The 14061-nt window shown below is 42.5% G+C and carries 15 protein-coding genes; 14 read left to right on the top strand and 1 reads right to left on the bottom strand.

The genetic code is table 11. The features are described 5' to 3' along the window. The first annotated feature begins 272 nt into the window (after nucleotides 1–272). From alaS to DCC82_RS13470, 12 genes are all read left to right on the top strand, one after another. Nucleotides 273–2906: an alanine--tRNA ligase gene (alaS, locus tag DCC82_RS13525; RefSeq protein WP_097354777.1), complete on the top strand. Its 2634-nt coding sequence runs from the start codon at nucleotides 273–275 to the stop codon at nucleotides 2904–2906. 67 nt (nucleotides 2907–2973) lie between these two features. Next, entirely contained in the window at nucleotides 2974–3240 is a 267-nt protein-coding gene (locus DCC82_RS13520) for an IreB family regulatory phosphoprotein (RefSeq protein WP_015864597.1), read from the top strand. Nucleotides 3241–3243: 3 nt separating this feature from the next. Beyond that, complete coding sequence (gene ruvX / locus DCC82_RS13515; protein WP_015864596.1) at nucleotides 3244–3660, top strand: Holliday junction resolvase RuvX; 417 nt, start codon at nucleotides 3244–3246, stop codon at nucleotides 3658–3660. A gap of 14 nt (nucleotides 3661–3674) precedes the next feature. Then, on the top strand, nucleotides 3675–3962 hold the full coding sequence (locus tag DCC82_RS13510; RefSeq protein ID WP_015864595.1) for a DUF1292 domain-containing protein: 288 nt from the start codon (nucleotides 3675–3677) through the stop codon (nucleotides 3960–3962). A 117-nt stretch (nucleotides 3963–4079) separates the two neighbouring features. Continuing rightward, a complete protein-coding gene (mltG, locus tag DCC82_RS13505; protein WP_015864594.1) occupies nucleotides 4080–5174 on the top strand; it encodes an endolytic transglycosylase MltG in 1095 nt (364 codons plus the stop codon). A gap of 139 nt (nucleotides 5175–5313) precedes the next feature. After that, nucleotides 5314–5967 (top strand): O-methyltransferase, encoded by a 654-nt coding sequence (locus tag DCC82_RS13500; RefSeq protein WP_097354776.1) that lies wholly within the window; start codon nucleotides 5314–5316, stop codon nucleotides 5965–5967. Next, on the top strand, nucleotides 5964–6893 hold the full coding sequence (locus tag DCC82_RS13495; protein ID WP_015864592.1) for a peptidase U32 family protein: 930 nt from the start codon (nucleotides 5964–5966) through the stop codon (nucleotides 6891–6893). Before DCC82_RS13500 ends, DCC82_RS13495 begins: the two co-directional genes overlap by 4 nt. A 27-nt stretch (nucleotides 6894–6920) precedes the next feature. After that, nucleotides 6921–8189 carry a peptidase U32 family protein gene (locus DCC82_RS13490; RefSeq protein WP_097354775.1) on the top strand — a complete coding sequence of 423 codons (1269 nt, stop codon included), beginning with the start codon at nucleotides 6921–6923 and terminating at the stop codon, nucleotides 8187–8189. Between the two features lies 1 nt (nucleotide 8190). Further along, complete coding sequence (gene udk, locus DCC82_RS13485) at nucleotides 8191–8826, top strand: uridine kinase (protein ID WP_015864590.1); 636 nt, start codon at nucleotides 8191–8193, stop codon at nucleotides 8824–8826. A 140-nt stretch (nucleotides 8827–8966) separates the two neighbouring features. After that, nucleotides 8967–9443 carry a transcription elongation factor GreA gene (gene greA, locus DCC82_RS13480; protein ID WP_041269715.1) on the top strand — a complete coding sequence of 159 codons (477 nt, stop codon included), beginning with the start codon at nucleotides 8967–8969 and terminating at the stop codon, nucleotides 9441–9443. Between the two features lie 47 nt (nucleotides 9444–9490). After that, the gene (locus DCC82_RS13475) at nucleotides 9491–11269 is read left to right on the top strand and encodes a peptidoglycan D,D-transpeptidase FtsI family protein (protein ID WP_097354774.1); all 1779 of its coding nucleotides are present in this window, start codon (nucleotides 9491–9493) and stop codon (nucleotides 11267–11269) included. Nucleotides 11270–11353: 84 nt separating this feature from the next. Further along, complete coding sequence (locus DCC82_RS13470) at nucleotides 11354–11962, top strand: YrrS family protein (protein WP_041269948.1); 609 nt, start codon at nucleotides 11354–11356, stop codon at nucleotides 11960–11962. A 28-nt stretch (nucleotides 11963–11990) separates the two neighbouring features. On the opposite strand, the gene DCC82_RS13465 is transcribed toward DCC82_RS13470, so the two are convergent. Beyond that, nucleotides 11991–12197 carry a YrzA family protein gene (locus tag DCC82_RS13465; RefSeq protein ID WP_015864586.1) on the bottom strand — a complete coding sequence of 69 codons (207 nt, stop codon included), beginning with the start codon at nucleotides 12195–12197 and terminating at the stop codon, nucleotides 11991–11993. Nucleotides 12198–12652: 455 nt separating this feature from the next. On the opposite strand from DCC82_RS13465, the gene DCC82_RS13460 reads away from it, so the two are divergent. Both DCC82_RS13460 and mtnN read left to right on the top strand, forming a co-directional pair. Next, nucleotides 12653–13294 carry a class I SAM-dependent methyltransferase gene (locus DCC82_RS13460; protein WP_015864585.1) on the top strand — a complete coding sequence of 214 codons (642 nt, stop codon included), beginning with the start codon at nucleotides 12653–12655 and terminating at the stop codon, nucleotides 13292–13294. A gap of 24 nt (nucleotides 13295–13318) precedes the next feature. Continuing rightward, the gene (gene mtnN / locus DCC82_RS13455) at nucleotides 13319–14017 is read left to right on the top strand and encodes a 5'-methylthioadenosine/S-adenosylhomocysteine nucleosidase (RefSeq protein WP_097354773.1); all 699 of its coding nucleotides are present in this window, start codon (nucleotides 13319–13321) and stop codon (nucleotides 14015–14017) included. The last annotated feature ends 44 nt before the right edge of the window (nucleotides 14018–14061 follow it).

The raw sequence follows: 14061 nt of genomic DNA, 5'->3' as shown, positions 1-14061 counted from the left end.
GACGGATCGAGTATGTTACAGTCCATCTTAAAGCGCGTGCTCGCGCACAGAGAGGAATTTCCGCGGCTGAAAGAAATTCCAGATGAAGGGTAACAGAACGCTAATCCGGAGCGCAGGCAAAACCTGACGTAATAGCCACGTTACGGCGTTTGAGGTGATGAACGGCTTGCCGTTCATAAACAGGGTGGTACCGCGAGCGTAACTCTCGTCCCTGAAGGGGATGAGAGTTTTTTATATTCAAGTTCAATACGGCGAAGAAAGGGAGGATCATGATGAAAAAGCTTACTTCCGCACAAGTAAGGAAAATGTTTTTAGATTTTTTCAAAGAAAAAGGCCATGCGGTTGAACCGAGTGCATCGCTCATTCCTGTCGATGATCCGTCATTGTTGTGGATTAACAGCGGTGTTGCTACATTAAAGAAATATTTTGATGGCCGCGTAGTTCCGGATAATCCGCGCATTTGTAACGCACAAAAGTCCATCCGTACAAACGACATTGAAAATGTCGGAAAAACGGCACGCCACCACACATTTTTCGAAATGCTCGGAAACTTTTCGATTGGCGATTATTTTAAGCGAGAAGCAATTCATTGGGCGTGGGAATTTTTAACAAGCGAAAAATGGATTGGCTTTGATCCGGACCGGTTGTCGGTAACGATTCATCCGGAAGACGATGAAGCGTTTGAAATTTGGCATAAAGAAATCGGCCTTCCGGAAGAACGCATTATTCGTTTGGAAGGAAATTTCTGGGATATCGGAGAAGGACCGAGCGGACCGAATACAGAAATCTTCTATGATCGCGGCGAAGAGTTTGGAAATGACCCAAATGATCCAGAGTTGTATCCAGGCGGGGAAAATGACCGCTATCTAGAAGTCTGGAACTTGGTATTTTCGCAATTCAACCATAACCCAGACGGCACGTATACACCGCTTCCGAAGAAAAATATTGATACAGGCATGGGACTAGAGCGGATGTGTTCGATTTTGCAGGGAGTGCCAACCAACTTTGAAACAGATTTATTTATGCCAATCATTCGCGCGACAGAACAAATTTCTGGGGAAAAATACGGTGTCGATAAGGAAAAAGACGTAGCATTTAAAGTGATTGCCGACCATATTCGGGCGGTCACGTTTGCGATTGGCGATGGAGCGCTTCCATCTAATGAAGGCCGTGGATATGTATTGCGCCGTTTGTTGCGCCGCGCGGTTCGTTATGCAAAACAACTTCATATTGAACGTCCGTTTATGTATGAGTTGGTGCCAGTTGTTGGCGAAATTATGAATGACTTCTATCCAGAAGTAAAAGAAAAAGCGGCGTTTATCCAAAAAGTCATCAAAAATGAAGAAGAGCGTTTCCATGAAACGCTTCATGAAGGATTGGCGATTTTAGCAAGCGTCATCCAAAAAGAAAAAGAGCGCGGAAGCAATATCATTTCCGGAGAAGATGTGTTCCGCCTTTATGATACTTACGGCTTTCCAGTTGAACTAACGGAAGAATACGCGCATGAAGAAGGAATGGAAGTCGACCATGACGGATTTGAACGGGAAATGGAACGTCAACGCGAGCGCGCTCGCGCTGCTCGCCAAGATGTTGATTCGATGCAAGTACAAGGCGGTGTGCTTGGCGATATCAAAATAGAAAGCGAGTTTGTCGGTTACGATCAGCTTCATGCGCAATCTACTGTCGCCGTTATCGTAAAAGACGGCCAGCTTGTCAATGAGGTGAAAGAAGGAGAAGAAGCGCAAATTATATTGGATGTAACCCCGTTCTATGCGGAAAGCGGCGGTCAAATCGCTGACCAGGGATGGATTGAAAATGAAACGACAAAAGCGTTTGTAAAAGATGTCCAAAAAGCGCCAAATGGGCAGCATCTGCATCATATCATTGTCGAAAAAGGAACGTTGAAAAAAGGAGAAACATATACAGCGCAAATCGATGAGGCGAAACGGGCGAGCATTATTAAAAATCATACGGCGACCCATTTGTTGCATCAAGCGTTAAAAGACGTGCTCGGGCCACACGTCAACCAGGCAGGATCGCTAGTCGCCCCAGACCGCTTGCGCTTTGACTTCTCGCATTTCGGACAAGTAAAACCAGAGGAGTTAGAACGCATCGAAGCGATTGTCAATGAAAAAATTTGGCGCAGCATTCCTGTCGAGATTTTCTATAAGCCGCTTGCGGAAGCAAAAGCGATGGGGGCGATGGCTTTATTCGGCGAAAAATATGGGGATATCGTCCGTGTCGTGCAAGTAGGCGATTACAGTTTAGAGCTTTGCGGAGGCTGCCATGTGCCAAACACTTCGGCAATCGGTTTGTTTAAAATCGTTTCTGAATCGGGTATTGGCGCAGGCACTCGCCGGATTGAAGCCGTGACAGGCGAAGCGGCGTATCGCTTCATGAATGAACAAATCACCTTGTTGCAAGAAGTCGCACAAAAATTAAAAACGAATCCGAAAGAGATTGTTAACCGCATTGATGCATTAATGAATGAGATCCGCCAATTGCAGCGTGAAAATGAATCACTTGCGGCACGCCTCGGAAACATGGAAGCAGCCAACCTTGTAAACAAAGTGAAAGAGGTAAACGGAATTCCTGTGCTCGCAAGCAAAGTAAATGCCAATGACATGAATCATTTGCGCACAATGGTGGATGAACTAAAACAAAAATTAGGATCGGCGATTATCGTATTAGCAGCTGTACAAGGGGAAAAAGTAAACTTGATCGCCGGAATTACAAATGATTTAATTGAAAAGGGATATCATGCCGGAAAATTGATTAAAGAAGTTGCCGTTCGCTGCGGAGGTGGAGGCGGCGGCCGCGCTGACATGGCGCAGGCAGGCGGAAAGGACCCAAGCAAAGTCGGAGAAGCCTTGCAATATGTCGAACAATGGATAAAATCCGTTTGATAATTGGCAAAGATAGTGTACAATGGATGTAAGATAGGGAGATGCCAGAACGGAGAGAGGTGGAACGGTGAGCTCATTTGACCAAACTATGCAGTTTCATTTTTCTGAAGAGCCGGCCGAAACGAATATTCGTGAAGTGTTGTTAACGGTGTATGACGCTCTTCAAGAAAAAGGGTACAATCCAATTAACCAAATTGTCGGTTATTTACTATCTGGCGACCCTGCTTACATCCCTCGTCATAAAGATGCCCGGACGTTAATTCGAAAAGTGGAGCGCGATGAATTAATTGAAGAATTAGTGAAATTTTATTTACAAGGACAGCGAAAGGATTAACGTATGCGTGTATTAGGACTTGATTTAGGCACAAAGACGCTTGGGGTGGCCGTTAGCGATGAATTAGGCTGGACTGCGCAAGGCATTGAAACGATTTCGATTGATGAGGAACGCGGAGAATATGGATTAAAACGGCTCCGGGAAATTATTGATGAATACGAAGTCGATACGATCGTCGTTGGATTTCCAAAAAATATGAATGGTACAGTCGGACCGCGCGCAGAGGCGAGTCAGCGCTTTGCCAAATTATTAGAGAGCGAATTTTCGCTTCCTGTTATATTGTGGGACGAACGTTTGTCCACAATGGCAGCGGAGCGGATGTTAATCACCGCTGACGTCAGCCGGAAAAAACGAAAGCAAGTCATCGATAAAATGGCGGCTGTCGTTATTTTACAGTCATATCTTGACAGCAAACAGTAAATGGAGGAGAAAATATGGAACACGGAGATCGACATATTACTGTTGTCGATGAAAACGGCAACGAACAATTGTGTGAAATATTGTTTACGTTTGAATCAGAGGATTTTGGAAAATCTTATGTGTTTTATTATCCGGTAGGCGCAGAATTTGAAGATGAGGAAGAAACGGAAATTCATGTGTCGGCATTTATTCCAGGAGAGGGAGAACAAGAAGGAGAATTGTTGCCGATTGAATCAGAAGAAGAATGGGAAATGATTGAAGAGGTATGGAATACGTTCTGCGCCGAACAAGATGAAGAATAAGAAAATACAAAGATGGCCGATGATAGATGGGCCATCTTTTTTTGTAGAAAAAAGCAGGAGGATAGCGAAAAATGTGAAAGTTTGTAGTATAATATCACGAGTGAAAGGAGGTTTTCCATGTATAATGACCAATTTTTTCAAAAAGATGCACAAATTGTACGAAAGATTGTGTTGATTGTTTGCATCGCTGTTTTTATCGCATGCATCGCTATAGCAGGAGGAAGCTATTTCTATATAAAATCAGCGTTACAACCCGTCGATCCGGATGACCGCACTCCTGTTCATATATCGATACCGATCGGCTCTTCTGTTAATGATATTGCCAATATGTTAGAAGAAAAACAGCTAATTAAAAGCTCATTGGTGTTTCGCTATTACGTGAAGTTGAAAAACCATGTTGGTTTTCAAGCGGGAGAATACCGATTAAATCGATCCATGTCGATGGGAGATATTATTGCCGTCTTAAAAACGGGAAAAGTAACAGAAAAAAAGGGGTTAAAGCTGACTATTCCGGAAGGGACGCAAATTACGCAAATTGCTGCTATTATTGCGGAGAAAACAGGGTATAAGAAAGAAGAAGTGCTTCGACAATTAAATGACCGCAAATATATCGAAAATCTTATTCAAAAATACCCGTCCATTTTATCCAAAGATATTTTAAATAAAAATATACGCTACCCACTAGAAGGTTATTTGTTTCCTGCTACTTATTCCTTTCATGAAAAAAAGCCTTCTATTGCGGAGATTGTGGAAACGATGTTAAGAAAAACAGAAAAAGTATTAGCAAAGTATGAACGTGATAAGAAAGAAATGAACATGACGACACATCAGCTTTTAACCATGTCTTCCTTAATTGAAGAAGAAGCGACAGAAAAGGCAGATCGCGAAAAAATCGCGAGCGTGTTTTACAACCGTCTCCGTATAGGCATGCCGTTGCAGACAGACCCTACTGTCTTATATGCGCTTGGTAAACATAAAGATCGCGTCTATTATAAAGATTTAGAAGTGAAATCTCCTTATAATACGTATATTCATAAAGGACTTCCTCCCGGACCGATTGCGAACGCTGGGGAAATGTCGATTCGAGCGGCACTGAAACCTGCGAAAACCGATTATTTGTATTTTCTTGCCACACCAGCAGGGGATGTCATTTTTACAAAGACATTGGAAGAACATAATCGCGAGAAAGAAAAATACATTGGAAAACAATAGAATGATATGTGAATCGCTGGAGCAGGAGCAAAAATATTTCGCATTTCGCATGTTTTATGGTAGTATATATAAAGTTATCAATCACCACCCTGTAATAAGAGTCCTTATGTGACTCTTATTTTTACGAGGAGGGGCTCTTTTGATATTAAAAGAAGTAGCACATTATCTTGAACAGTTTATCCCTGAACGGGATGAGCAAATAAAAGAGATAGAGCGTTACGCCAAGCAGCATCATATTCCGATTATGGAGGTTGTCGGAATTGAAATGATGCTGCAATTATTAAAAATTGCTAAGCCGAAGCGTATTTTGGAAATCGGCGCTGCTATTGGCTATTCCGCCATTCGCATGGCAAAAGCGCTTCCTGATGCAAATATCGTGACCATTGAGCGGGATCAAGGGCGATATGAACGCGCGCTTTTTTATATAAACAAAACGGGGACAAGCGAGCAAATTCGCGTAATTTTCGGCGATGCGCTGAACGTATACAACGATGTCGCAAAATATGCCCCGTTTGATGTCATTTTTATCGATGCGGCGAAAGGGCAATATCAGCGTTTTTTTCAAATGTATGAGCCGCTATTGCAAGAAAATGGCCTAATCATTACGGATAACGTATTATTCAAGGGGCTTGTCGCAACCGAAGAACCGGTTGAAAATAAACGGATTCGCCAGTTAGTGTCGAAAATTCGCCGCTACAACGAATGGCTTATCGGGCGGTCTGATTACGAAACAGTCATTCTTCCGATCGGCGATGGGATCGCCATATCACGAAAAAGAGGTGAAAAGCTATGAAAAAACCAGAATTATTAGTGACGCCGACGAGCGTTTCTCATATACATGATTTAGCCAATGCCGGCGCTGATGCGGTGATGATCGGCCAGCAGCGTTACGGTCTGCGCCTAGCGGGAGAGTTTTCCCGTGCGGATGTGGCAGAGGCGGTGAAGATTGCCCGTTCATATGGCATGAAAGTATATGTTGCGATGAATGCAATTTTCCATAACGACAAGGTGGACGAACTTGGTGATTATATAAAGTTTCTCTCTGATACAGGCGTGGATGCGATTGTTTTTGGCGACCCGGCGGTTTTAATGACTGTACGTGAAGTGGCCCCTCATATGAAATTGCATTGGAATCCAGAAACGACGGCAACAAACTGGTATACGTGCAATTATTGGGGACGGAAAGGAGCGAAACGTGCTGTCCTCGCCCGGGAATTAAATATGGATGCGATTTTAGAAATTAAAGAGCACGCCGAAGTAGAAATTGAAGTGCAAGTGCACGGGATGACTTGCATGTATCAATCTAAACGCTCTTTAATTGGAAACTATTTCGAATATCAAGGAAAAGTAATGGAAATCGAACGAAAAAAATATGAAAAAGGCATGTTTTTGTATGATAAAGAGCGCGATAGTAAATACCCGATTTTTGAAGACGAAAACGGCACACATATTATGAGCCCGAACGATATTTGCATTATTGATGAGCTTAGTGAGATGGTGGATGCAGGCATCGACAGCTTCAAAATTGATGGAGTATTGCATCAGCCAGACTATATTACGGAAGTGACAAAGCTATATCGCCGCGCCATTGATTTATGTGCCGAAAATCGGAAGCAATACGAGGAAGAAAAGGATGAGCTGCTGGCGAAAATCGAAGCGATCCAGCCAAAACATCGCCCGTTGGATACCGGATTTTTCTTTAAAGAAACGGTTTACTAATACAAACAGAAAAGGAGGAGCAGTCGGATGCTGTTAAAAAACGATAAAATTTCCGAGGTCATTAACGGCAAGCGCGTGATTGTGAAGAAGCCCGAGCTTCTCGCTCCAGCCGGCAACCTAGAAAAGCTAAAAATCGCCGTGCATTATGGAGCAGATGCGGTATTTATCGGCGGACAAGAATATAGCTTACGCGCCAACGCCGACAATTTTACGCTTGAAGAAATTGCGGAAGGAGTGCGCTTTGCAAACCAATATGGCGCAAAAGTGTATGTGACAGCGAACATTTATGCACATAACGAAAACATTCCCGGGCTCGAAGAATATTTGCAGGCGCTAGAACAAGCAGGTGTTCACGGCATTATTGTCGCTGATCCGCTTATTATCGAAACGGCGCGTCGGGTGGCGCCGAAATTAGAAGTGCACTTGAGTACGCAGCAGTCGATGGCAAACTGGAAAGCAGTTCAATTTTGGAAAGAAGAAGGATTGGAACGCGTGGTGCTCGCACGCGAAACGACCGCGGAAGAAATTCGGGAAATTAAAAAAAAAGTCGATATTGAAATTGAGGCGTTTATTCATGGGGCGATGTGTTCCGCGTACTCCGGCCGCTGTGTATTAAGCAACCATATGACAGCACGCGACTCCAACCGCGGGGGATGCTGTCAATCATGCCGCTGGGATTACGATTTATACCAATTAGAAGGGGATAAAGAAATACCGTTGTTTGATGAAAATGATGCACCGTTCGCGATGAGCGCAAAAGATTTGAATTTAATTCGCGCGATTCCAACGATGATTGAATTAGGCGTTGACAGCTTGAAAATCGAGGGGCGGATGAAATCGATCCATTATGTGGCGACAGTCGTGAGTGTTTATCGCAAAGTAATCGATGCCTATTGCGCCGACCCAGACAATTTTGTCATTCGCGAAGAATGGATAAAAGAGTTGGATAAATGTGCCAACCGCGATACGGCTCCATCTTTCTTTGAAGGAATGCCGGGCTATACAGATCATATGTACGGTTCTCATAGCCGAAAAACAAGCCATGAATTTGCCGGTCTTGTACTGGATTATGATAAAGAAACGAAGATCGTCACATTACAACAACGCAACTTTTTTAAACCGGGAGATGAAGTCGAATTTTTTGGACCGGAAATTGAAAACTTCACACAAGTAGTGGAAAAAATTTGGGACGAAGATGGAAACGAGTTAGATGCTGCACGCCATCCATTGCAAATTGTCAAGTTTAAAGTAGAGCGAGAAGTCTTCCCATACAACATGATGAGAAAGGAGATCTAACATGGGGAAGAAGCCTGTTGTCATTGGTGTTGCTGGCGGGTCCGGATCGGGGAAAACGAGTGTGGCCAGGGCGATTTATGAGCATTTTGGCGATCGCTCGATTTTAGTGCTTGAGCAAGATTTTTACTATAAAGATCAAAGCCATCTCCCATTTGAAGAGCGGCTGCGGACGAATTATGACCATCCGCTTGCGTTCGATAACGATTTGTTGATCGAACATATTCACAAATTATTGCGGTATGAGCCGATCGAAAAGCCAGTTTATGATTACAAGCTTCATACGAGATCCGATAAAGTTATTCACGTTGAGCCAAAAGATGTTATTATTTTAGAAGGGATTCTTGTATTAGAGGATGAGCGATTGCGCAACTTAATGGATATTAAAGTATATGTGGATACGGATGCGGACATTCGCATTATTCGCCGTTTGCTCCGTGATATTAATGAGCGCGGCCGTACGCTGGAGTCGGTGATCGAACAGTACGTTTCCGTCGTTCGCCCAATGCATAATCAATTTGTGGAGCCGACGAAGCGTTATGCCGATATTATTATTCCAGAAGGCGGCCACAATCATGTAGCCATTGATTTAATGGTTACAAAAATTCGCACAATTCTTGAACAAAAATCGTTTTTATAATAACATAACATAAACAAAATAAATATTTATAATAACAAGTAAGCGTACGAGCAACTTTTTTTGTTGTTCGTACGTTTTACATAAACACATTTTTTGCATCATAACAACAATAAAGAAAGTATATAGAGGAGTGAAGCATGATGGCAAACGAAAAGCAATTTCCAATGACAAAAGAGGGAAAAGAGAAACTGGAACAGGAACTTGAGTATTTAAAAACAGTAAAGCGAAAAGAAGTAGTAGAACGCATTAAAATCGCCCGTGGATTTGGTGATTTATCGGAAAACTCCGAGTACGATGCGGCAAAAGATGAACAAGCATTTGTAGAAGCGCGAATTCAAACGCTTGAAAACATGATCCGCAATGCGGTTATTATCGAAGAGGACACCGAAAATCCAGATGTGGTTTCGCTAGGAAAATCGGTTACGTTTATCGAACTTCCAGATGGGGAAGAAGAAACATATACGATTGTCGGAAGCGCAGAAGCGGATCCGTTTGAAGGAAAAATTTCCAACGACTCTCCAATTGCAAAATCGCTTCTTGGCAGAAGAGTTGGGGAAGAAGTTACGGTACAAACGCCAGGAGGCGAAATGCTTGTCAAAATTGTTGCAGTAAAATAGGTTTTAAAACGAAACACCTCGTCGAAAATGAAGATGAGGTGTTTTTTATGTGGAAAAAACGAACAATGGTTATACTTTCTATTATTCAAATTGGAATTTTTCTTCTTATCGGGCGGCTTGTTCAAATTCAACTGATTAGCACAGAGTCGTTTTCGAATAAAAAAGTCAACTTGATCGAAAAAAGCATCGAACAACGAACACAAGAAATGGTCATTGATAATGGAAGGGGAACGTTTATTGATCGGCACGGAAAGCCGCTTACGAATGAGTATATTCCTTCTCTTGTTTTGTTTCCTTTTTTAAAGAAGATGGAGTGGCCTGTCGAAAAATTAGCAGAAATCCTCCATATTTCTCCTCATATCATTATTGATCAACTAGAAAAGGCAAAAGAACCGTTTATTTTTACCATTGATGGCACTCCATTTGTGTTGAAAGAAGAACAAATGGAAAAAATTAATCAATTACATATTCCTGGTGTGTTTGCGGTTCAAAAACAGCATCCGCTTGAGAAAACATATGCACAACATTTAATTGGTTTTACCCGCACGGACACCCAGCTTTTGCGTTCCCGTTATCCAAAACGGAATCTTTCGCCACATACTGAAGTAGGAATTCATGGGTTGCAAAAGGCATTTGACGAATTTTTAATCCCGGAGGGGGAAACGAAACTGTTGTATCATGTCGATGCGGAAGGCGGCCCTTTATTTGGGATTAATGTGAAGTATAGTGACCCTGGCAATCCATTTTATCCTGTTTCTGTTCAAACGACGATCGATCGTGATTTGCAGCAAATCGCTGAAACCATTGTTCGAAAGCATCATTTGAAAAAAGGCGGCATTGTATTGTTGGACATCGAAACGAATAGTGTGCTTGCCATGGTTAGCCGTCCTGATATGGATCCTCGAAATCCATATAAAAATCACGGAGCGGAAAATCAAATGATTTTGCCGCAAACCCCTGGATCGATATTTAAAACCGTTGTTGCGGCAGCAGCGCTAGAAAAAGGAATGGTTTCCAAACAAACAACGTTTGATTGCAGTAAAAAAATAGACGGAGTGACGCCTGATGATGCTCATTCTTACGGAATGCTAGGATTTGAAGAAAGTTTTGCCGCAAGCTGCAACAACGCCTTTGCGACACTTGGAAAAAAACTCGTTCAACAAGACCCTGACATTCTTGAAATATATGCAAAAAAGCTGGGATTATATCCGCTTTCAGGATGGCAAGGAGATGTATATCATGAGACCAATTTTGAGCAATTTCCAGAAGAACGAAAGGGAACGATCTGGCACGATGCCAAAGATAAGCGTATACCGCTTGCTGTGGCACAAACGTCGATCGGGCAAAAAGATGTACGTGTATCGCCGCTTGCGGTTGCCAATATGATGGCCACCATTGCGCGAAATGGCGAGGCAAAGCAAGTGAGAGCAGTAAGTAAAGTTTTATATAAAAACGGCACCACCTTTTTTACGTTTCCACAGCAGCCTTTTTCCGATGAACAGCCGATTTCTCCTGTCACTGCGAGTAAACTGCAGCAATTATTGAGAAAAGTGGTTGTTGATGAACGCGGCACAGGACGCCGATTTCAGTCACTTCCATATGCGGTAGCCGGAAAATCGGGTACAGCAGAAACAGGAAAAATGCTCCATAATGAGGAATTGATCAATAAATGGTTTGCTGGCTATTTTCCTGCTGACGCGCCGAGATATGCGCTCGTTGTCGTAGAGTTAGACTGCCCTGGCTCGCAGACAGTGACAAACGATGTATTTTATGATCTTGTACAAAAAATATATGAATTGGACAATTGGGACAAAAATTCGCAATAACAACGAAACAGTTTATTAGGGGAGCATCATCTGATACAATAAGAACAGCTATACGAAGGAGGGGTGAAACGGTTGGCAAACGAAATGGGCCAGCGTTTTGCACAGCGGGCAAAGCGCCGTAAAATCAATCGTATTCTCAATACAGCGATTGCCATAGTAGTTTTGTTTATTATCGTTATCGCATGGAATTTGTTTTCCGATGACGGCCGATCGAGCGAACAAGCAGCAAAGCCACAGCCAAAGACAGAAGTCAAAAAAGATAGTGACGAAAAAAAAGTGGAAGTAGAGATTAATGAACAACAAGAGAAAGACGAAGAAAGCGAGCAAACAGATCAGGAAGAAACGAGCGAAGAAGAGCAAGAAGTGATAGAAACTCCAGGGCCTCCTGGGTCGAATATAGAAACAGAAATTGTGAATCCTGCATGGCAGCCGATTGGTACGACGCAGTCTGAACCACATGTCACCCAGTTTAAGAAAGATTCTGTGGATTGGAAGGAAATGTTAGACGCCGTTAGCTATGCGACCGGCCTTTCCCAATCCGATATGATTGTTTGGTTTATCGGCAACAACGGACCGAATAAAGCTGTAGCAACGATCTCTACTAGAGATAAAGCACAGTATTACAAAGTATATATTGAATGGGTGGAAAACCAAGGATGGAAACCGACGAAAGTGCAGAAATTAAGAAAATAAGCGGATTTCCTTTTTACAGGAAATCCGCCTATTTTTTTGCCTTAAAGTGAACAACTGCGCTGTAAAACCGCTTTCCGTTTTCTGCTACATGCATTTGGTGAGAAACGTGATGGACATGAAGCATCAGCGCTTTATTATGTTCAATTTGTTCGTTAATTTTTTTCTCTAGTGTCTGCAAATCATCTGCTTCAAAAAATTCGATTTTATCTTCAATGAGATCAAGGGAAATATTCATATCCATCATTCCTCCTTTCACCGCCAAGTGTAGCAAACTTCCGCAGCATTATCTATAAATTCTGCTTCTTGTGATCCATTTTTTTCGACTGTCGGTGACCGAACAACAACCCGTTATGCGGACAAATGCCATTTGTCCGCTTACGATGTTGTTCGGTCATTTGTCACGCTTATGCGTGACGAAGGCAAGTCATCGAGACTTGCCTCCGACAGTCGAAAAAACTTTTGATAAAAATATATCGTTATTTATAGAGGCAAATCCATCTTTTGCTTTTTCCTGTGCTGTTTTCGCACAATATTTATGTTTTATTTTTAGGATAAAATGATGAATGAAAATGGATGAGAGGCAATTATTTTCATTGAAGAAAATAAAAACTTATGATACATTGAGAACAGATTTAGGATAAAAATAATAGTATATTTATAGGAATTATAAAAATTGTGGAGTGTGACATCATGGGTAGAGAATTTCTTGGGTTGTTTGAAGAATGGGCAGATTCATATGATCAATCTGTCGAAGGATATGATGAAGAATATCGTGAAGTGTTTGCGAATTATGAGGATATTTTAAATACAGTTGCCAGCAAAGCGGGAAGTGTTGTGCTTGAATTTGGCGTCGGCACGGGAAATTTAACGAAAAAGCTGCTGGAACAAGGAAAAACAGTATACGGCATTGAACCATCCGAACCGATGCGGAAAAAAGCGCGTGAAAAGCTTGGAGATAAAGTATTGATTGTCGACGGGGATTTTTTACAATTCCCGCTTCCTCCTAAACCGATTGATACCATTGTCAGCACTTATGCATTTCATCATCTTACCGACGAGGAAAAAGGGGAAGCAATCGCTAAGTATAGCCAGCTATTAAAAAAAGGTGATAAAATAGTGTTTGCTGATACGGCATTTCGCGATCGCCAAGCATTTCAGCGGGCGATAGAAGAGGCAAGGGAGCGCGGATTTCATCATTTAGCAGATGACTTAGGGCGTGAGTATTATACGACGCTGGATGTATTAACAAAACTATTTAAAGAAAATGGTTTTACCGTCACGTTTACGCAAAAGAATGCGTTTGTATGGGTGATGGAAGCAGTAAAACAGTAATACAAAGCAGAAAGAGGGAGACAAATGAAAATAGCGATTATCGGTGCAATGGAAGAAGAAGTAGCGATTTTGCGTGACAAAATCGAAGATCGGGAAGAAACAGTGATCGCCAATTGCGAGTTTTCGACAGGGCGATTAAATGGCGCCGATGTCATCTTATTAAAATCGGGAATCGGCAAAGTGAACGCAGCGATGGCAACAGCGATTTTATTGGAGCGATTCCGTCCGGATTATGTCATTAACACCGGTTCAGCAGGAGGCTTTTTATCTACGCTAAATGTTGGCGATGTTGTCATTTCCAATGAAGTAGTACATCATGATGTTGATGTGACGGCCTTTGGTTATGAGTATGGCCAAGTACCGGGAATGCCGGCGCGGTATAAAGCAGATGAAACATTAGTCAAGATCGCGGAGCAAAACGCGAAACAAATCAAGGATATTCAAGTAGTAACCGGACTCATTGCGACCGGCGATTCGTTTATGAACGATCCGGCGCGCGTGGAATTTGTCCGAAGCAAGTTTCCAGAGTTATGTGCAGCGGAAATGGAAGCGGCAGCGATTGCCCAAGTGTGCACGCAATTTGCCGTTCCGTTTGTCATTATTCGGGCGTTGTCCGATATTGCCGGCAAAGAATCCGATGTATCATTTGAGCAGTTTTTAGATACTGCTGCCAAACATTCAGCCGATTTAGTCCTATCCATCGTGTCATCGTTACAAAAATAATCGAGGAAGGAACTCCTTCCTCGTTCTCTATGTTTGGAAAGAAT

The organism is Geobacillus sp. LYN3 (assembly GCF_003064505.1).
Lineage (GTDB): Bacteria > Bacillota > Bacilli > Bacillales > Anoxybacillaceae > Parageobacillus_B > Parageobacillus_B toebii.
The sequence above is the reverse complement of the archived record's forward strand: the minus strand, read 5'-3'. Positions and strand labels throughout refer to the sequence as shown.

Coding starts and splice junctions, on each gene's coding strand:
- alaS (WP_097354777.1), top strand. CDS start 273: ATGAAAAAGCTTACTTCCGCACAAGTAAGGAAAATGTTTTTAGATTTT.
- ruvX (WP_015864596.1), top strand. CDS start 3,244: ATGCGTGTATTAGGACTTGATTTAGGCACAAAGACGCTTGGGGTGGCC.
- DCC82_RS13510 (WP_015864595.1), top strand. CDS start 3,675: ATGGAACACGGAGATCGACATATTACTGTTGTCGATGAAAACGGCAAC.
- mltG (WP_015864594.1), top strand. CDS start 4,080: ATGTATAATGACCAATTTTTTCAAAAAGATGCACAAATTGTACGAAAG.
- DCC82_RS13495 (WP_015864592.1), top strand. CDS start 5,964: ATGAAAAAACCAGAATTATTAGTGACGCCGACGAGCGTTTCTCATATA.
- DCC82_RS13490 (WP_097354775.1), top strand. CDS start 6,921: ATGCTGTTAAAAAACGATAAAATTTCCGAGGTCATTAACGGCAAGCGC.
- udk (WP_015864590.1), top strand. CDS start 8,191: ATGGGGAAGAAGCCTGTTGTCATTGGTGTTGCTGGCGGGTCCGGATCG.
- greA (WP_041269715.1), top strand. CDS start 8,967: ATGGCAAACGAAAAGCAATTTCCAATGACAAAAGAGGGAAAAGAGAAA.
- DCC82_RS13475 (WP_097354774.1), top strand. CDS start 9,491: ATGTGGAAAAAACGAACAATGGTTATACTTTCTATTATTCAAATTGGA.
- DCC82_RS13470 (WP_041269948.1), top strand. CDS start 11,354: ATGGGCCAGCGTTTTGCACAGCGGGCAAAGCGCCGTAAAATCAATCGT.
- DCC82_RS13465 (WP_015864586.1), bottom strand. CDS start 12,197: ATGAATATTTCCCTTGATCTCATTGAAGATAAAATCGAATTTTTTGAA.
- DCC82_RS13460 (WP_015864585.1), top strand. CDS start 12,653: ATGGGTAGAGAATTTCTTGGGTTGTTTGAAGAATGGGCAGATTCATAT.
- mtnN (WP_097354773.1), top strand. CDS start 13,319: ATGAAAATAGCGATTATCGGTGCAATGGAAGAAGAAGTAGCGATTTTG.